Source organism: Herbaspirillum sp. 1130 (genome assembly GCF_017833835.1).
Taxonomy (GTDB): domain Bacteria; phylum Pseudomonadota; class Gammaproteobacteria; order Burkholderiales; family Burkholderiaceae_D; genus Herbaspirillum; species Herbaspirillum huttiense.
This window is the reverse complement of sequence record NZ_JAFICQ010000004.1, coordinates 499,391-518,005: the sequence shown is the minus strand read 5'-3', so window position 1 is coordinate 518,005 and position 18,615 is coordinate 499,391. Positions and strand designations below refer to the sequence as shown.

At 63.7% G+C, this 18,615-nt stretch carries 12 protein-coding genes and 1 pseudogene; 10 read left to right on the top strand and 3 right to left on the bottom strand.

The annotated features are described in order from the left end of the window. Positions 1 to 18 precede the first annotated feature (18 nt). Positions 19 to 1,902, top strand: a complete 1,884-nt coding sequence (locus tag JOD78_RS20210) for a phospholipase D-like domain-containing protein (protein ID WP_134136683.1) — start codon at positions 19 to 21, stop codon at positions 1,900 to 1,902. A 5-nt stretch (positions 1,903 to 1,907) separates the two neighbouring features. Further along, on the top strand, positions 1,908 to 3,548 hold the full coding sequence (locus tag JOD78_RS20205) for a tetratricopeptide repeat protein (protein ID WP_227022745.1): 1,641 nt from the start codon (positions 1,908 to 1,910) through the stop codon (positions 3,546 to 3,548). Positions 3,549 to 3,576: 28 nt separating this feature from the next. On the opposite strand, the gene JOD78_RS20200 is transcribed toward JOD78_RS20205, so the two are convergent. Then, the gene (locus tag JOD78_RS20200) at positions 3,577 to 5,010 is read right to left on the bottom strand and encodes a fimbrial protein (RefSeq protein WP_227022746.1); all 1,434 of its coding nucleotides are present in this window, start codon (positions 5,008 to 5,010) and stop codon (positions 3,577 to 3,579) included. 279 nt (positions 5,011 to 5,289) lie between these two features. Here JOD78_RS20200 and JOD78_RS20195 point away from each other — a divergent pair, with 279 nt between their 5' ends. From JOD78_RS20195 to JOD78_RS20165, 7 genes and pseudogenes are all read left to right on the top strand, one after another. Next, entirely contained in the window at positions 5,290 to 5,817 is a 528-nt protein-coding gene (locus tag JOD78_RS20195) for a fimbrial protein (protein WP_209567475.1), read from the top strand. A gap of 125 nt (positions 5,818 to 5,942) precedes the next feature. Then, positions 5,943 to 6,647, top strand: coding sequence for a molecular chaperone (locus JOD78_RS20190; protein WP_121043471.1), 705 nt, complete (start codon positions 5,943 to 5,945; stop codon positions 6,645 to 6,647). A 10-nt stretch (positions 6,648 to 6,657) separates the two neighbouring features. Then, a complete protein-coding gene (locus tag JOD78_RS20185; protein WP_348534275.1) occupies positions 6,658 to 9,270 on the top strand; it encodes a fimbria/pilus outer membrane usher protein in 2,613 nt (870 codons plus the stop codon). Beyond that, positions 9,267 to 10,037 carry a molecular chaperone gene (locus JOD78_RS20180; RefSeq protein ID WP_121043465.1) on the top strand — a complete coding sequence of 257 codons (771 nt, stop codon included), beginning with the start codon at positions 9,267 to 9,269 and terminating at the stop codon, positions 10,035 to 10,037. The genes JOD78_RS20185 and JOD78_RS20180 overlap by 4 nt, the downstream gene beginning before the upstream one ends. 11 nt (positions 10,038 to 10,048) lie before the next feature. Beyond that, positions 10,049 to 10,870: an EAL domain-containing protein gene (locus JOD78_RS20175; RefSeq protein ID WP_121043462.1), complete on the top strand. Its 822-nt coding sequence runs from the start codon at positions 10,049 to 10,051 to the stop codon at positions 10,868 to 10,870. A gap of 24 nt (positions 10,871 to 10,894) precedes the next feature. Then, a pseudogene (locus tag JOD78_RS20170) lies at positions 10,895 to 11,554 on the top strand (response regulator transcription factor). Positions 11,555 to 11,562: 8 nt separating this feature from the next. Continuing rightward, complete coding sequence (locus JOD78_RS20165; protein WP_209567471.1) at positions 11,563 to 14,844, top strand: hybrid sensor histidine kinase/response regulator; 3,282 nt, start codon at positions 11,563 to 11,565, stop codon at positions 14,842 to 14,844. Positions 14,845 to 15,234: 390 nt separating this feature from the next. Here the strand turns inward: JOD78_RS20165 and JOD78_RS20160 are convergent, their stop codons facing one another. Next, on the bottom strand, positions 15,235 to 16,251 hold the full coding sequence (locus JOD78_RS20160; protein WP_121043456.1) for an AraC family transcriptional regulator: 1,017 nt from the start codon (positions 16,249 to 16,251) through the stop codon (positions 15,235 to 15,237). Positions 16,252 to 16,676: 425 nt separating this feature from the next. On the opposite strand from JOD78_RS20160, the gene JOD78_RS20155 reads away from it, so the two are divergent. Then, positions 16,677 to 17,579, top strand: a complete 903-nt coding sequence (locus tag JOD78_RS20155) for a LysR family transcriptional regulator (RefSeq protein ID WP_209567469.1) — start codon at positions 16,677 to 16,679, stop codon at positions 17,577 to 17,579. An 81-nt stretch (positions 17,580 to 17,660) separates the two neighbouring features. Here JOD78_RS20155 and catA read toward each other — a convergent pair whose 3' ends face one another. Continuing rightward, positions 17,661 to 18,572, bottom strand: a complete 912-nt coding sequence (gene catA, locus JOD78_RS20150; RefSeq protein ID WP_134223157.1) for a catechol 1,2-dioxygenase — start codon at positions 18,570 to 18,572, stop codon at positions 17,661 to 17,663. Positions 18,573 to 18,615: the final 43 nt, after the last annotated feature.

The window sequence follows — 18,615 nt, the reverse complement described above, 5'->3', positions numbered from 1 at the left end:
CTTCACCAGAGAGAGTTCATGAGTACTACTCAATATGCCAGCACCGTACCGCTCAGCCGGGCGCATCCTCGCAGCCGTGGCAGCGCGCAATGGTTGCTGGAAAGCGCACAGGACAAGGACTGTCCCATCCATCGCTGCAACCGGCTGCAGATGCTGTATTGCGGGGAGCAGGCGTTTGCACGGATTTGCGACGACATCCGCCGCGCAAAAGACAGCGTCGAGATCATCTGCTGGGGCTTCGATCCGGCCATGGAATTGGAACGGGGCACGGGACCCTGGCCACGTGGTGAGACCTGGGGTGATTTGTTGCGCGATGTGGCAGCGGGCCGCTACAACGAGGGCAAGCCGGTGCAGGTGCGCTTGCTGTCGTGGTATGGCGTGATCGGTAGCGCACTGGCGCACAACATGCCGGGCTATCAGCAGCCGAGCGACTATGAACAGAGGCAGGGGCCGATGCGTGGCGAAGCCAGCGTGATCCGGCCTGATGCGGGCGGCATGCCGGATCCTGTGGCCGTGCGTGATCGGCGTGAAGTGTTCAACGCAAGCTGGTATCGCGCGGCAGAAGCGGGCGCCATTCCGAATCTGAGTCTGCGGGTGCGCGATGGCGACATGCGTGCAGTTTGGGGCAGCCTGGAGAAGGAGGCGGGCAAGCGCAGCTTTCTGGAGACGGCGGGGATGGTGCTGGTGGCCACCGATCATCAGAAGAGCATCCTGATCGATTACGAATGCGAGGGCGGAGCGCAGGCCGTGGGATATGTGATGGGCCTCAATGCCGTTACCGATTATTGGGATACGGAGGCACACCTGTATCACGACCCGCGTCGTGGCGAAGGATGGGAAGGGCGTACGGAAGATGGCCGTCCCGGATTGAAGCCCTATCAGGATTACGCTTGCCGCATCGAAGGCGAGGCGCTGGTCAGCATCAGCAAGAATTTTACGGATGCCTGGAATCGGGCAAAAGGTAAAGGAAAGCCGCTCACGCGCACGCACGACGTACACCAGCCACCGCCGGGACTATGTGCCGCACTGAAGGGTGAACGCAGCGTCAATGCGCAGATCATCCGCACTCAACCGGAAGAATATGACAAGAGCATTCAACGGCTGTATCGGCAAGCCAGCAGCTTTGCACGTCATTACCTGTATGTGGAAAACCAGTATTTCCAGTACGAGCCGTGGGTGCGGCAGATCAAGGAGGATCGTCGCAAGTTCATGGAATGGTGGCAGCGTGCGGGGCAGAGCGTGGACGATCTGCCCAACCTTCACGTGATGGTGGTGATGCCGACGCCGGAACTGCCGCAGATGGTGCCGCGTACGTATGACGCGGTGCGCTCATTAGGTCATGGGGAGTCCATGCCGAATCAGGACAAGCTGGTGGAAGAGGACAAGAGCGGCACGCTTGGACAAAGTGCCGCTGCCGTGGGCAGCAAAGAAGACGTGGCGCGGGAACTGGATGGTTTGGGCATACGCACCTTGGTCGGCGCCTTATGGACTTATGACCATGATTGGCGAGGACGAGCGCCGCTGAAGGAGGGCGTGGCACCGACGATGGCGGACCGGTACCGCGAGATCTACATCCACAGCAAGCTGATGGTGATTGACGACGCGATGTTGACGGTGGGCAGCGCGAATCTGAATTTGCGATCGATGGCAGTGGATGCGGAGATGAACGTGGCTTGTGATGACCCGGTGTTGAGTGCGGAGGTCAGGAGGCATGTTTGGGGGAGGCATACGGCAGGGATGCTGGATGGAGGTGGGGGAAGTCCGAGGGAGATCGCCGACACGTTTGAAGATTGGATGGAGCTGATGAAAGCGAACGCCTTTGACAGAAATGTTGGCGGACCACCGATCGGCTTTCTTTTCCCCTTCAGGGATGAGCGCGTGAGCAGAACTCGATTGGCCTAAGTTTCATGATGAACTATCTTTTTAAGACGCTGGTTTTAAGCATGCTTCTTCTCAACACGAGTGCTTATCCGATGAAAAATTTGCCGCGTAACATGTCCTTAAAAGCATTTGATCCTCACCGCAGCGATTTCAGCTGCCGCTATGAGGATGACGTTCTTCCACAAATCGACGAAGAAACAGAGCAATGGTTTCAAGAAGGACTTGCCCTGACCAGTCCGTCTCTGTGGCCGAATCAGCGTGACTATGCTGGAGCGGCAGTTCTATGGGAAAAGGCCGCTGATCGAAACCATTGGAAAGCCATGCTGAATCTGGCCAGCGCCTACACACACGGACAAGGTGTGAAACGAGATACTGAACGGGCAGTGCTGTTGATAGAACGGGCCATGTTGATGGGGTTTCCCTCTGCCTTTGATGTCATGGGCACCTACCACCAACAGGGAATAGGTGTGAGGCAAGACACCAGCCGTGCCTATGCGTTTTGGCAATTGGCTGCAGAGATGGGCAGTCCGAGCGCGCTCGCGTATTTGGGAGGAAAACTGGATGCGCTCTATGACAGCCCGCCAGCATTCTGGGGTAACCGCACCATCGCGCGCAGGATGCTGGAATGCGGACTGAATCAAGGCAATGCCGACGCAGCATTCAATCTTGGTGGCGCGAGTGTTGGCGATAACGTGGAATTTGATCAGGACAATGATCGTGCCCGGATTGTTCTTCAGGAAGGCATAAGGCTCGGTAGCTATATGTCAGCGATCTTTTTGGCTAGTGCTTTCCGTCATGGAAAACCCTTGTCCGCTATCGGTATCGACAAGGCCCGTGAAGACCGCTACAGGATTTTCTCCGATGCACTCCAGCGCAACCCCGACCTGCGTTTCCCCAATCTCGACAAGGTACTTCCCCTTCCTCCGGCCAAGCTGCCCATGTGGAATGGTGATCGCAAGACTTTGCTTGAGGCTGCCAGGGCAATCTTGCAGAAGCCTGCAGGGCTTACACCCCCTATACCCGATCCAGCTTGGCTGCGCACCGGCCGTGCACGGATCCCGGATGGCCAGCAATTGCCGACGCAGCCACAGAGACAGAATGCACCGCAATTCGAAACTACCGCAGCTCCGGAAACAGGGTACTGGCAGGCCCGCCTGATGCGCCCCATCACGGAGCGCCACCGCACATGGAACGCCGAACAACTGCCCTTGCGTTATGAACAGGGAGAACTGTTTGATCGCAGCCGCGCCGGTTTGCAGGATGAGGACGGCCGCATCCAGTTTCATTACCTTGGCATGCCGGTCGACCTCGCCGCGCCGCCGCCGGTGCTCGAAGATCCCCGAGTACGAAGACGTGTTGCGCGTTACGCAGAGATTCCCCAGACCGAGCGCCGCTACCGCAGCCATTCGCCTTGTCCGCACAGCGGCATCTGGCGACCCTATCTACCGGAAGATCATCCCAAACATCAAAGTTTCAACCGCTGGGATCGCCAGGTGTATCTGAGAAAGGGCATGCCCTTCCCGGATGTCATCCGTCAGCGTCCCGGCATCAGCGAGAAAGACCTCCTGTGGCAATGGCTGGGCAATGCCAATGAAGAACGCGAGGGACTCGAACACATCAGCCTTGATCAGAAAAGCGGCCCGGCCAGTCCGGAGGGGCAGCATTGAGTCCATCCAGATCGTCTCCTCGCCTTCTTTACTGCACCTTGACGATCACATAGGCGGTTGCAAACACCCGTCCCGCTGCCACGGCTTGCCCTGGCAGCCTTTGCAGCGTAGCGGTCAGCCGCTTTTCCACCGTGAACTGATACGCGGGGGCAGCAGGTTCCGGCGGCAGGCAGCGTGATGCATTGCTGGCGTCGAGCCGATACCACCCGGCGTTGCGACCCGCTGGCAGCGGTCTGGATAGTCCTTGTCCGGCCAGCGGCGAGCTGAGGAATTGCATCGGCTGCTGGCTGTCGCTGTCGCTCAGGCTGATGCCCACACCCTTGGCCAGAGAAGGATCCAGGCCGTAGTAGTCCGAGAGCAGATACCGCACGCCCTGATCCTGATTGACATACCCCAGCTGCCGCGCTGCGGCCAGTGCGCCCGGTGAGACCTGAATGCCAAAGGCAGTCTGGTTGTCGTCAGTGCCGGCGGTGTTCGGCGGTCGGGTATTGACGCCCTCGTCACAGCGAAAGGCCAGCGTGAATTCCACTTGCCGTGTCTCGCCTTGTCTGAGTTCCTCTTCCGAGATCGTCGGAAAGACCACTTCCGGCGTCACGTTCTGCACCACGCACGAGGGCAGCACGCTCAGGGTGGCCGCCTGGCGCATGCCGAAGGCGATGCCGTTGGCGGCACCGAAGAAGAGGAAGCGCGTCGCGTGATCTTCACCATCATCATCCATGTCGCCGCTGGCGCGGTTGTACCCCGGACCCCGCAACATCAGGTATCCATTGGGCTGCAGACAGCGGTAGGGAACGGCCGTCTGCAGCCGGTTGTTCGGGCGATCGCCGCACCAGTTGCTGGTGCCGGTGCCGGGGCTGAGATCGGAGACACGGGCGATCTCTGCCTTGACCGGACTGAGATGCCTGGCGCGGATCAGGATCTTCTTGCTGGCTTCATCGACGTCGTAGTTCTCAAGACGGGCCGATTGGTAATAGCGCGAAAACACCTTCCCTGAGCGCAGATGCGTGAGCCGGATCGCCACACCGGGAAACCAGGTGCGGTAGAAGCCCGGCAAGCCATCCTGCGTGCCGATCTCGGCAAATCCGCCCACGCGGTCATCGCCATTGGTGGAAAACACTTCGGATATCTGTCCGGCATCGGCCAGATCACAGGTCCACAGCAGCGTATCGCCGCTGATGCCGGAGGCCTCAGCGGCCGTCGCCACCGCACTTCCCAGCAGTGTGCCGGCCGGCTGCAGGACGGTACTGGCGAGATTGATGCGGCCGAACCAGAACTGGGCCGAGCCGCCATCGCTCAAGGGCGTAAAGGGATAGGCGATGCGATTGTTGCGCTTGCAGATGGCCTCTGCCGGGACCGACAGCAGGCATAGCGCCAGCAAGGCAAGCAGCAGGTGCAAAGGGCAGGGCAGGACCCGGGGGGAAGGTACGCCGGGCCTGGCGTGATCGGGCGGGCGAGCAGACAAGGGAAAACTCCGGCAAGGATGGGAAGCCCTGCATGTTCGCGCAAGCGCACCTGTGCGCGACATGGGCCAGCTCTGCAATGTTCATGGGCCAAATCCCATTGTGCGGCGATGCCCGCGTTTGGGATTTTGCCCATTGCTGAATCAGCGATTGCCAACGGCTGCTTGGGGGAGCGCCGATTCTGCTGCGCCACCTGCTTGCCTATGATTCGTCTGGTGCCGGACGCATCGGTTGGCGTCGGCATTCTTCGTGGATCGACCGAATTCTCCTTGGGGGTAAAAATGAAAAAGCATCTCGCAATTCTGTTGCTGGTCTCGCCGTCGGTGGTGCTGGCGGCAGGCAGTACCATCAATTTCCGTGGCCAGGTCAACAGCCAGACCTGCCAGGTGATGGTTGACGGCGCGGCCAATCCAGTGGTGCTGCTGCCCACGGTGGCCACCGGCGACCTCGCGGCGGCAGGCACTTCGGCGGGCGAGACGCCCTTCGTGGTCAGTGTCAGTGGCTGCACGGCATCGGCCACCGATAAACTGAAGATCAAGACGCAATTCCTGGCCAGCGCCGCCACCAGCGGCAACAACATTCCCAACCTGGGCAGCGCCAAGAACGTGGCGCTGCAATTGCGCAAGAGCGTCGGCGGCGATCCGATCAGCCTGGTGGGGGGCAGCGGCGTGTCGGTCGAGGGGCTGGAGATCGCCGCCGGCGGTACCAGTGCTTCTCATACCTTTGCAGTACGCTACGTCGCCGAAGGCGGCGCGGCCGAAGCGGGCTCCGTGATTGGCTCGGTGCAGTACGCCCTCGACTACTTCTGATGCGCCTGTCCGGGCGCGGACTTCCGTTTCCCCGTTGGTCTCACCCCTGTCGCTGCCGGGATAGCTCCCGGCGGCGCATCCCCGTTTTTGCCATGAACAGAACAAGCTTGCGCGCAGGTCTCCTCATGTTGCTGGTCTTCCTGCTGAGTGCGCACGCCAGCGCCAGCGTGACCATGCTCGGTACGCGCGTCATCTATCCGGCCGACGCCGGCGAGCAGGTGCTGCGCTTCAGCAACCCTGACGATCATCCCAATCTGGTCCAGTTGTGGCTGGATGATGGACACGCCGGCCGGCCCGATGGGCAGGCCTCGCCCTTCCTGGTGATTCCGCCGGTATTCCGCATCGAGCCGCATGGCGGCCAGGTGGTGCGGCTCTCCTACATCGGCGCAGCGCTGCCGCAGGACCGCGAGTCGCTGTTCTTTCTGAATTTCCTGCAGGTACCGGCCCTCAAGGCCGATTCGGTCAACGACAATCAGCTGGTGCTGACCGTGCGCAGCCGCATGAAAGTCTTCTATCGTCCCCCCGCCCTGGCCAGCGAGGCCGATGCGGCGCGCGCACCCGCCGCGCTTTCCTTCGCCATCGACAGCAGCGACGGGATGGCCAGCATGGTGGTGCGCAACGGCAGTGGCTATCACCTGATGGTGCAACAGGCCGATCTGGTCTTGGGTGACCAGGCGCAAGCGCTGGCCAGGACCACGGTGATCCAGCCTTTCCAGGAACTGCGCTGGCCGCTGGACCATGTGCCGGCCGACCGTGCAGGCATGCGCATGCGTCTGCGTCTGCTCAACGATGTGGGTGTGGAAGTGCCGCGCGACTATCCCGTGCAGTGAGGTGATCACGGTGAGTGTGCATCCCTCGCCTCTGCGGCGTGTGGCCCGGTCTGTCCTGTCGCTCGGAGCCGGGCTGCTGGCCTGGCCGGTGGCCGTGGCCGGCCCGGCGGAGAACAGCTATCGATTTCTGGAATCGCTGGAGATGGCCTCGCCCATCAACAAGGGCAGCCTGTCACGTTTCAATCGCGTGGGCAATGTCGAGCCCGGCATCTACAGTGTGGATGTGTTTGTCAATGGCAGCTACAGCCACCGCCGCGCATTGCGCTTCTACCTGGTTGAAGGGATGGGCGCGGCGGCCTGCTTCAAGGCCGAGGACGCCGTCTTGCTCGACCTGCGGCAGGATCTGGTCGCGCAGCTGGGCCAGCGCGAGTGCGCCCGCATCGACGAGCTGGCGCCCGGGGCGCAGGCCGTGTTCGATCTCTCACGCCTGCGGCTGGATGTCAGCCTGCCGCAGGCGCAACGCAACCATGTCGCACGGGGCTACATCGATCCCGCGCTCTACGATGCCGGTGACAGCATGGGTTTCCTCAACTACAGCATCAGCCAGTATTACGCCCATACCGCCCAGGCCAGTAGCAGTTCGGTCTACGGTTTTACCAACAGCGGCGTGAACCTGGGCCTGTGGCGTTTGCGCCAGCAAGGCAGCCTGGGCTATGACAGCCGCAGCGGACTGCGCTGGAATCCGGTGCGCACCTATGCCCGCCGCGCCTTGCCCGACTGGACCAGCGAACTGACCGTGGGCCAGAGCTATACCTCCGGCAAGCTGCTGTCGGGATTGGCCTACCAGGGACTGGAACTGAGTTCGGACGAGCGCATGCTGCCCGATTCGCAGCGCGGCTATGCGCCGGTCATTCGTGGCACTGCGCGCAGCAACGCTCAGGTCATCGTCAGCCAGAAGGGGCGCGATATCTACCGCACCACCGTCGCTCCGGGCAGTTTCGTGATCGACGATCTGTATCCGACCAGCTACAACGGCGATCTCGATGTGACCGTCGTCGAGGCCGATGGCACCCGATCCCGCTTCAGCGTGCCTTACTCGGCGCTGCCGGAATCGATGCGGCCTGGCAGTGAGCGTTACAGCGTCACACTGGGCCGGACCCGCGATACCGACAGCAGCTTGCCGTTCGTGGATGCGCTCTACCAGCGCGGGCTGAACAACAGCATGACCGGCAGCCTCGGACTACGCCTGGCGCCGGCATACCAGTCGGCGGTGCTGGGCACCACCCTGGCCGGGCCGGCCGGTTCGCTGGGCCTGTCGCTGAACTATTCGCATGCCGACACGGGGGGCGGTGCGCGTGGCGGCTGGATGATGGGCGTATCTTATTCACGGGCCTTCGATGTCACCGGCACGCAGTTCTCCATCGCCAGCTATCGCTACTCCACGTCCGGTTACCGCGAACTGGCCGACGTGATCAGCGAGCGCCAGGTGCGGCGTACCGGATTCTCTTCGCTGGCCAGTTCCACCAGCTATCAGCAGCACTCGCGCATCGATCTCTCGCTCAGCCAGCAACTGGGGAGCCTGGGCTCGCTCTATCTCTCCGGCCTGACCCAGACCTTCCACCATGACCGCAGCCGCATCACGCAATTGCAGTTCGGGTATTCGACCTTGTGGCGCAACGGCGTGAGCCTGAACCTCGCCTTCCAGCGGCAGCAGGTCAGCAGTGTGGCCCGGACCGCCAATGATCTGGACGGGCGGCTGGCAGCGGTGGCGCAACCGGGCTCCTCGTTGATGCTGTCGTTGTCGATCCCGCTGGGGCGCGAGGGCGGTGAGCGGCCTGTCGCCAGTACGTCGGTGGTCCGGGCGGCGGACCAGGACCTCTATCAGACCCAGGTGTCCGGCATGCTGGCGGGCGAGCGCCAGCTCAGCTACAGCGTGGGGGCCAGCCATGTGCCGGGCGGCCAGCAGGACAGCGTCAACGGCAACCTCGGCGCGCGTTTTCCCAAGGCCAACCTCAATCTCAATCTCACGCACGGGCGCGACTACTGGCAGGCGGCCGGCAACGTGCGCGGTGCGCTCGCCGTGCATGCCGGCGGTATCACCCTCGGTCCCTATCTGGGCGATACCTTTGCCCTGATCGAAGCCAAGGGGGCGGAAGGTGCGCGCCTTTTCAACGGCCAGGGGGCGGTAATCGACAGCCACGGCTACGCCTTGCTGCCCTCGCTCTCGCCCTATCATCGCAACGTGGTCGAACTGGCGGCCAGCGGCAAGCGCCACAAGACCGAATTGCTGGAAAGCCAGCGTACCGTCATCCCGTATGCCGGTGCCACGCTCAAGCTGAGTTTCAGGACGCGCACCGGCCATGCCCTGCTGATTCGCCTGCAACGCGACGGCGCCTCGCCCTTGCCGATGGGAGCCGATGTGCTCGATGCGCAAGGCGGCGTGATCGGCATGGTCGGGCAGGGCAGCCAGGCTTATCTGCGCACCGACCAGCTGCAGGGCGAGCTGCTGGTGCGCTGGGGCGACGGCCAGCAGGAGCGTTGTTCCGCGCGCTACGATCTGCAGGGGCAGGATCTGGCGCAGGAGCTGATCCGGCTGGAAGCGGCCTGTGTGGCCGCACCCCGCCGTGCCGAGTTCCTGCCGGCAGAGGCCGCACAACCGCGCCTACCGGGAGCGCCGCAATGAGCCGCTGCCGGATCGGTTGGCTGGCACGCTGGCTGCTGCTGTCCATGCTGCTCTGCTGCATGCGTGCCGAGGCCGGGGTCATGCCCGAGCGCACGCGCCTGGTCTTCAGCCAGGGAGCGCGCGAACTCAGCCTGCGCCTGGCCAATACCAATCCGCATGCGGTGGTGCTGCAGAGCTGGGTGGACCAGGGCGAGGGCAGCCAGGCACCGGACACGGTCCAGTCTGCGCTGTTCGTCCTGCCTGCCGTACAGCGGCTGTCGCCGCAGGCCATCGGCCAGGTCCGGGTGCTGACCACCGGCGAGCCGCTGCCGACCGATCGCGAATCGGTGTTCTGGCTCAATCTCTACGAGATCCCCCTGCTGGCGGATGCGCCGCAGGCAAGCGCGCCGCGCTTGCTGCTCGGGCTCAACACCCAGATCAAGGTGTTCCATCGTCCCCCCGGCCTTGCCGATCCGGGGCCGCAGTGGAGCGATGCGCTGCACTTCCGGCTGCAATGGCAAGCCGGGCAATGGGTCCTGGTCTGCCGCAATGACAGCCCTTATTTTGCTTCCCTTGCCAGCCTGCGGGTCAGCGACGGTCGCCGCGAACTGGTGCCGCGCGCGGCTCCCGACCAGATGGCACCGCCCTATGGCGAACAGGTCTTCGTGCTGCCCGTGGACGATGCCACCCTGCCGTGGCAGCAGCCGCGCCTGAGCTTCCAGCTCATCGATGACGACGGGCGATCCAGCGAGCACGCAAGGTCCCTGATGCCGCCCAACCTGCCATGAAGGAAATTCCCATGCATGCCGCCGCTCATTGCGCCCACTCTGCCGCCGTCCCGCCCATGGATCGCAGGCACTTGCTGCTGGCCTTGCGTCGCCGTCAGTTCCAGCCCTTCCTGCAGCCTATCGTCGGCGAGGACGGCGACTGGCAGGGGGCCGAGATCCTGATGCGCTGGCAGCATCCGCACGCCGGTGTGCTGGCACCATCGGTTTTTCTGGAGCGCTTGTCCGAGGAGGGCCTGCTGGCCGCCACCACGCGCCAGATGCTGCAGCAGGTGCGCACATCGTGGGGCAGCGCACCCGCCTGCCTGCGGCAGCCCTTCGTGCTGTCCTTCAATGCCTGTGGTGAGCAGTTGCGGGGCGAGTCGCTGGTGGCCCAGTGCCAGGCCCTGCTGCGCCGCCTGCCGTGGCCGCAGTTGCAGCTGATGATCGAGATGCCCGAGCGCGGTGCCGACCTCGGACCGGAGCGCTGCCGCCGCCTGTTCGCCCAGTGCGAGCGGGCCGATATCGCCATCGCCCTGGATGATTTCGGCATCGGCGACGCGCGCCTGCACCAGCTGGCCTGTGGCCGCGTCAGTTGCCTCAAGCTCGATCGATCGTTTGTTGCTGCCATGCAGGGCAATTCCCTGTACAGTCGCCTCATCGAAACCATCGTCAGCCTGGCCGCCGAGTTCGATGCGACCGTCACCGCCGAAGGCATCGAGACCCGGGGGCAGTGGCAGCGCTTGCGCCGGATGGGGGTGCGGCGCTTCCAGGGATATTATTTCGCCAGGCCGCTGGCGATGCCGGAGTTCTTCCGGCAGATGCAGCGCCGCCGGGGCCAGGCGGCCACCAACTGAGCAGCGCGGAAAGGGAATGCCAACATGGCGACCAAGGGGACATTGATACGGGTCGGGATCGCAGATGATTATCCGGTCGTGTTGCGGGGCATCGAAGCCATCCTGGCCACCTGCGCCGACCTGGCGCTGGCCTTCTCGGCCGAGAGCATCGCGCAGCTGATGAGCTGCCTGGAGCGCGATCCGGTGGACGTACTGCTGTGCGACTATGCCTTTGATGATGACCCCCAGGCCGACGGGCTGGACCTGCTCAAGCGCCTGCGCCGCCAGCATCCGGCGATGAAGGTGATCTTCCTCAGTGCCCATGCCCAGCCGCAGATCATTTCCAGCGCCCTGGAGCTGGGGGCGGCCGGTTTCATCGGCAAGAACCGCAGTGATTTCGTCAACCTGCCGCAAGCCGTCTGCAGCGTCCATCACGGCCAGGTCTATCTGCCGCAGTCGCTGTAGTCGGCTTTGCTGGGCAGTCTCTTCAATGTCAACGCACGCCAGACCGGGCTGGCCCAGTTGTCCGAGCGCGAGCTGGTGGTGGCGCGCATGATCTGCCAGGGCATGTCCATCAGCGACATCGCCGAGCGCCTCAACCGCAGTCCCAAGACCATCAGCAACCAGAAGGTGGCGGCCATGAAGAAGCTGGGGGTGAGCAATGACGTCGAACTGAGCCGGATCTTCCAGAACCTGGGCCACTGAGAGCCGCGATGCCGCGCCAGATCCTTGCCCTGTCGGAGCGCTACTATCGCCGGCTCCTGTATGGCTGCGCCACGCTGTTGTCGGTAGCCATCGTCTGCGCGGTGATGTTTCTGGGCTACAGCGCCTTCACGCAATTCCGCGAACGGCAGATCGGCAGCTTCACCAGCAAGCGCGAGCAGATCAAGTCCGAGGTCGATCGCCTCACCGCGCGGGTGGTCCAGTTCGCCGAGATGTATGCCCGCCTGCAGCATCTCTACAAGAAGGAACTGATGGTGCTCGATACCTACAGCGAGCGCGTGGATCCCGGCGAGATCACCCGCAGTCCCGAGAGTCTGACGGTGGTGCCTTTTTCCCTCGTGATACGCGGTGACACCGCCGCCGACCGCCTGCGCCTGGCCACGCTGCTGCTCCTGCTGCGGCAGGCCTCGGCCTTGCCGATGTTCAATCCGGCCGAGCCCGGTGTCACGCTGGACGGCTTCATCTATACCGCCGAGGCCGGCTTCCTGGCGGTCTCGCCGCCGCTATCCGGCGCGGAAGAGCAAGAGGTACGCCGGCTCGGCATCTCGCCCTACATCAGCGCCATCAGCGCGCCGGTCGATGCGGCCTTCGCCGCCGAGCGCGAACGGGCGGCGCGCGCCCAGGGCAGCACCGGGCAGCGCGTGCTGTGGATGAGTCCGGCCTTGAGCGCACCGCTGCAGCGCTCGGCCGTGACCCGGCTGGCCGTGCGCATTGCGCTGGACAAGGGCGATCAGGCAACGGCCGTGTTCTCGGTGCCGGCCAGCCAGTTTCGCCAGTTCTTCATGAAGAACGAAGAGATGCCCGGCCTGATGGTGTTTGAAGGGAAGGGCAGCACACGTTTGCTGAGCAGCCCCGATCCGCACGTCAATCCGCTGCTGATGCGCCACATCCAGGAGCATGTGCGGCATGCCACCGATCCGCACGATCACGTCGGCCACTTCCACGATGACGGCAGTTTCTTCATTGCCCAGACCATCGAGGGGCCGGAGTGGGTGGTGGTGCTCACCTTCACCTGGCGCGACGTGCTGGCCGGCTTGCAGGGCGACTTCACGACGGGGGCCGTCTGGGGTTTGTTTGCGTTGCTCTTCGTCTGGGTCGCTACCCTGTATTTCGACCGCTGCGTGATCGGGCCGCTGCAGAAGAAGGCGCTGGCCATGGTGGAGAGCCGCCAGTTCAGCCAGACCATCATCGATACCCTGCCGGTCGGCATCGCCGTCTATGCGCCCGGCTCCGGCGAAGTGGTACTGCGCAATGCGGTGGCCTCGCGCATGCTGGAGCAGTCGGCGCTGCCCTGCGCGGCCTTCTACGCGCAGATCCTCACCGCAGTGCGGGTCGGCGACAATCTGCGCCAGGCCATGATCGAAGCCGAACTGCCGCTGCGCGATGGCGGCATCAGCCATCTGGGCGCGGTCTGGTCGCGCACCCGCTTCTCGGGCCAGGATGTGCTGCTGCTGGGCATGATCGATCTCAACATGCAGAAGGCGCACGAAGCCCTCATGCGCGAAGCCAAGAGCATGGCCGACCGCGCCAACCAGGCCAAGTCCATGTTCCTGGCCCAGGTCAGCCACGAGATCCGCACGCCCCTGCATGGGGCCATCGGGCATATGGAGCTGCTGGCGCGGGAAGAGCTGTCGTTGCCGCAGCGGCAACGCATTGAGCTGATCCGTCATGCCTTCGACATGCTCATGGGGCTGGTCAACGACATCCTCGACATCACCAAGATCGAATCGCAATCCATCACGCTGGCCTCGGAAACGCTGCAGCTCAACGACTTGCTGGAAGAGTGCGCGCAGCTGTTCGCACCGCTGGCATTGGACAAGGGACTGGCCTTCTCCTGCCTGCCCGCCGTGGCACTGGAAGCACCGGTGCTGGGCGATCCGCGGCGGCTGATGCAGATCCTGCACAACCTGGTCGGCAATGCCGTCAAGTTCACGGCGCAGGGGCGTATCCGCTTGTCGGTGCGGCTCCTGCGCCGCGAACCGGCGCGCATGGTGGTGCGCTTCGACGTCAGCGATACCGGCATTGGCGTCTCGCCCAGTGCCCGGCAACGCATCTTCAAGTCGCTGCAACAGGCCGATGACAGCATCAGCCAGCGCTTCGGCGGCACCGGTCTCGGTTTGTCGCTGTGCCGCCGCCTGGCCGAGCTGATGGGAGGCGATATCACCCTCGACAGCGAGCCGGGCCGGGGCAGCGTCTTCGGTGCGGAAATCACGCTGGCGCTGGTGGAGGGAGGCGGCACGCTGCCGGTCTCGCGCCCCTTGGCAGGCAAGACGGTGGCATTGCATTGTCACGATGCGGACATGGCAGCCACGCTCCGCGACTATCTCGCCGCGTGGGGTGCAGCGCGGCGTGACAGCGCCAGTGCGCCCGGCGCTGTGATCCATCTGGTCGCACCGGATTGCGTGGATGATTTCATCGCCTGCACGCAACACCAGTCCGTGCCGGCCGTGCTGATCTGTCCTGACGTGGCCATGCGCGCCAGTCTTGCGCCTGGCTGGCAACAGGTCAGCGCCTTCGACCGGCACGACTGGCTGCGCGCGCTGGCCAGCCAGCCTGCTGCTGTGGAGCCGCATCCGGTGGCAGAACTCGTCAGTGTGGCCGCCGGACTCGACGTGCTGGTGGTCGAGGATGACTATGTGAACCTGACCTTGATGCAGCAACAATTGCAGGCGCTGGGCTGCGCCTCTCCGCGGCTGGCCCGCGATGGTCTGGATGCACTGGCGCAATGGCAGGCGCACCCGGCCGATGTGCTCATCACCGATCTCGGCATGCCCGGTCTGGATGGCGTGGCGCTGGCCACGCGCGTGCGCGAGCAGCAGCCGCACGCCCGCATCATCGCCACCACGGCGGCGGGGCCGGGCAGTCTGGGGCAATGGCCGCAGGCGCTCTTCGATGCCCTGCTGACCAAGCCGGCCTCGCTGCAGCAGATGCAGGAGATCCTGGCGCGCCTGGTGCGCACGGTGCCTGCGCCATCGGTGCAGTCAGTGCCGTCAGTGCAGACGGTGCCGGTTGATCCGTTTGAACGGGTAGTGCGGGAGGCTTTCCGGCAGAGCTGGCCGGCGGAAAAAGAGAAGCTGCAGCAGGCCATCGAGCGCGGCGAGCATGAACGCGTGCTGCGCATCCTGCATCGCCTGCAGGGCGGGCTGCAAGCCATGGGACTGGATGACCTGGCAGCGCGCAGCGTCGAACTCCAGCACGCCATCGCGGCGGGCGAGCCCTCGGCGCTGGCGGCCTGCAGGGAATGGATGCAGGCCATGGAGTCTGCCAGCTGAGTGCGAACAAGTTCTTCATGTTCATCCCCCATTTGCTGTCGATTGTGTGTTCGGGGCTGTACACGCCGCAATGGCGGCTGCGCAGATCCTGAAGCGTGCCGGTAACAAGCGCGAATGAATTTCTCGACAGGCGATGTACGTGTCTACGCGCATGCCAGTGTTTGTTGCGACGATCTTGCTGAAGGAATTGACCAAAAAATAGCTACCGCTTGCCTCCTGCAGCCGCAGGCTTGTCCGCTTTTTTCACAGGAGAGGCAGGCGCTGTGAGCCTTGCTGCGCGCTGGTGCAAGCGCGCGCGAGAATGCCGTGGCGTGGTGCAGGAACGAAAAAACGACACCGTGTCGATGCCATGGTCGAGGGGGCCGGTGCATAGTCCGGCGCGCCCCGAAATCAGCGCGTGACGCTGCGCGTCTGCTTGGGCAATTCGCCAAAGCGCTCGCGATAGTAAGCCGAGAACCGTCCCAGATGCCCGAAGCCGAACTCGAAGGCGGTATCGGTGATGTTGGCACCGGGATGCGTGAGCAGGCGCTCGCGCACGGCATCGAGCCGGATGTTGCGCAGCAGGTCCATCGGCGCCACGCCATATTGCTGGTGGCACAGCGCATTGAGCGCGCGCACGCTCACGCCGGCCGCACCGGCCAGGTCGGCCAGCGCCAGCGGCGCGCACAGGCGGCTGCGGATGTAGCGCTCCAGCATGTCCAGGCGCTGCAGCTTGCCGGCACCGACCAGGCTGTCGGCCGATTCGCTGGCCGCACGCTGACCGCTGCTGGCGGCATGCACGGGCTCCACCGTGGACGTCAGTTGCGAGAGCAGGAATTGCGCAGCGCTGCGTTCGAAGTGCTGCACCCATTCTCCCTGTCCTGCGCCCTGGCCGGGCAGGGCCAGCACGCGCAGCAGCGACTGGATCAGCAAGTCCCAATAAGGCGCGGCCTGCTGCGGCAGCAGGAACACCGAGGGAACCTCCATCGGCCCGCGCTGGCCGACCGCACGCAATTCCTCGAACAGGGCCAGCGGCACTTTCAGGATCAGTTGCTCGGAGCCCGCCTGCCACCACAGGCGCAGATTCTTCTTTGGTGCAATCAGCGCAGTATGGCCTTGCGGGATGCACACCTTGCGGCCATCGGATTCGATCTCGGCGCTGCCCGAGAGCGTCATGTGGACCAGCGCAAAACCATTGAACAGGCGCGGCCGCACGACGACCTCGGCACCATACTTGAGCATGAAGATCTGCAACTGCTGGATTGCCGCCTTGAAGAGCACGGTATCGACATCGTCGCCCTTCCAGAACAGGTCATGTTCCGCGAGTTCGTTGGCGACCTGGGCGTGACAGTCGACCTTGCGGGTGGAGTGAAAAACGCGGCGACGATACAAGGGCTCCAGACTGAGCGCATGGACAGTGTTGAGCATGTTAACCTCTTAACGCTGCCCTTCCGCACGGGCCGGTGGCGGAAGAGCGGTGGTACCGGGTTGGGGTGCTGCTGCGTGCAGACGGCGCGGGAGCCGGTCTGCCATGCACCTTCATGGACGATGCGAACGGAGTGCGCGCTGTCTGCTTTCCCTCAGCCAGCGGCGGCTGCGTTCAGCGTCATGCAAGTGCAAGTTTCATGCCCGGGATGGAAGCTCGTCGGCGGTGCGCAGAACAAAGCGCGCCAGCATGGGCGGGGTGGATCATGTCGGTCTCCTCTACGGTCTTCTGGTCGGACCCTGCTGCCGTGGACGCGGGCCTCGTTGCTGTGGGGCACGGCTCTGCGGCCGGCTGATCGCCGATTCTATGCGTTTGGCGGGTGAACGTACAATATCAAATCAGCATCATGGTATGCCTCGGAGGTATAGTGGAACTGCGTCATCTCAAGTATTTCAATGCCGTCGCCAGCACGCTCAGTTTCAGCCGTGCGGCCGAATTGCTGCACATCGCCCAGCCGCCCCTGAGCCGGCAGATCCGCCAGCTCGAGGAAATGCTCGGGGCCGAGCTGATCGACCGCGCCTCGCGTCCGATTGCGCTCACCATGGCAGGCAAGTTTTTCTATGAACAGACCTTGCAGGTATTGTCCCGGCTGGAACAGATCGAGGAAGGAACGCGCGTCATCGCACACGGACAGCAGCACTGGTTCAACATCGGTTTCGTGCCCTCGGCGCTGTATGGTTTGCTGCCGGAGATGATCAAGCGTTTCCGCGCCGACATGCCGGACATTGAAATCGGATTTTCCGAGATCGTGACCATGGAACAGATCGAGGCACTCAAGTCCGGACGCATCGATGTAGGCTTCGGACGCCTGCCCATCAGCGACCCTGACATCCTCTGCGAGACCATCGTGGAAGAACCGCTGGTGGCGGTGTTCCCGCTGGGCCATCCGCTGCTGGCGCGCAGCAAGGTGACGCTGGCGCAGCTGGCCGAGGAACGTTTCATTCTCTATCCGGCCAAGCCTCGTCCCAGCTATGCGGACCAGGTGCTGGACATTTTTTCCAGCCGCGCCCTGCGGCCGGCCATCGTCAAGGAAGCCAACGAGATGCAGACCGCCATCGGGCTGGTCGCCGCCGGCGTGGGCGTGACCCTGGTGCCGCGTTCGGTGCAGGGGCTGCATCGCTCAGATGTGGTGTACCGGCCGCTGTCCAACAAGGGCGTGCATTCGCCGGTGATCATGAATTTCCGCGCCAATGACCGCTCGCTGTTGCTGCAAACATTACGGTCGACAGCGGCCTCGATTGCGCGCATGCATGCCGAGGAGTACGTCTGATCGCAGGCCTCCGAAGGGCGAGATGCAATGCACACGGGCCATGCAATCGCATGGCCCGTGGTCGTTCAGTTCAGCGCAGGATCACGCGGCCAGACGCGGACGATTGATATCGGCCTTGGGCAGGTCCTTCTGTTCCGGCAGCAGGTTGAAGTTGAACTCGATGGCATAGAAGGGCGCATCGACTTCATGCTTGCGGATCTCGGCAGGATCGGTGACGTGCTTCAGTTCCGGCACCAGCCCTTCGCGGGTGGCGAAGGCGAAGTCATCCCACAGGTACGGATCGCCGGCGATGTTGATCTGCGTGGTCAGCTTGCGATAGCCCGGCACGGTGACGAAGAAGTGGATGTGCGCAGGACGGCTGCCATGACGGCCCAGCTTGTTGAGCAGGCGGTCGGTGGCGCCACCCGGCGGCACGCTGTAGCCGACCGGCACGCGGCTGCGGAAGCGATAGCGGCCTTGGTCATCGGTACGGATGGAGCAGCGCAGGTTGAACGGGCTCTGGTCCGGATCGAAGAAGGAATAGCGGCCCAGGTGATTGGCGTGCCAGACTTCCACCAGCGCATTGGCCAGCGGCTTGCCGTGCTCGTCGAAAACCTGGCCTTGCATGAATAGGGTGTCGCCCGGCTGCGGGTCCTTGTCCATGCGCGCAAAGCCCTTCTGCTCGGGCGCACCCGAGACGTACAGCGGTCCTTCGATGGTGCGCGGGGTGCCGCCCTGCACGCCACGGCGCGCTTCGGCTTCATCCATGCGCAGGTCGAGGAAGTGCTCGAAGCCCAGGCCGGCGGCGATCAGGCCGAACTCGCCCGACTTGCCCGCCGAGGTCAGATAATCCACGGCAGCCCAAAATTCTTCCGGCTGCACATCCAGCTCTTCAATCGTATAAAACATGTCGCGCACGAGGCGGTTGACGATGGTCTTGACACGCTGGTTGCCCTCCGCGAGTTCGGTGCTTTCGATTTTTTGCAGTACGGCGTCGATGGCTTTCTTGTCCACGTTGTCTCTCCTGTCTCTGGTTGGATATGTGTGGGGGTGAGTG

What these genes read in the sequence shown, in the direction of transcription:
- JOD78_RS20210 (WP_134136683.1), top strand. Translation starts at nt 19, where the DNA reads ATGAGTACTACTCAATATGCCAGCACCGTACCGCTCAGCCGGGCGCAT.
- JOD78_RS20205 (WP_227022745.1), top strand. Translation starts at nt 1,908, where the DNA reads ATGATGAACTATCTTTTTAAGACGCTGGTTTTAAGCATGCTTCTTCTC.
- JOD78_RS20195 (WP_209567475.1), top strand. Translation starts at nt 5,290, where the DNA reads ATGAAAAAGCATCTCGCAATTCTGTTGCTGGTCTCGCCGTCGGTGGTG.
- JOD78_RS20190 (WP_121043471.1), top strand. Translation starts at nt 5,943, where the DNA reads ATGTTGCTGGTCTTCCTGCTGAGTGCGCACGCCAGCGCCAGCGTGACC.
- JOD78_RS20180 (WP_121043465.1), top strand. Translation starts at nt 9,267, where the DNA reads ATGAGCCGCTGCCGGATCGGTTGGCTGGCACGCTGGCTGCTGCTGTCC.
- JOD78_RS20175 (WP_121043462.1), top strand. Translation starts at nt 10,049, where the DNA reads ATGCATGCCGCCGCTCATTGCGCCCACTCTGCCGCCGTCCCGCCCATG.
- JOD78_RS20165 (WP_209567471.1), top strand. Translation starts at nt 11,563, where the DNA reads ATGCCGCGCCAGATCCTTGCCCTGTCGGAGCGCTACTATCGCCGGCTC.
- JOD78_RS20160 (WP_121043456.1), bottom strand. Translation starts at nt 16,251, where the DNA reads ATGCTCAACACTGTCCATGCGCTCAGTCTGGAGCCCTTGTATCGTCGC.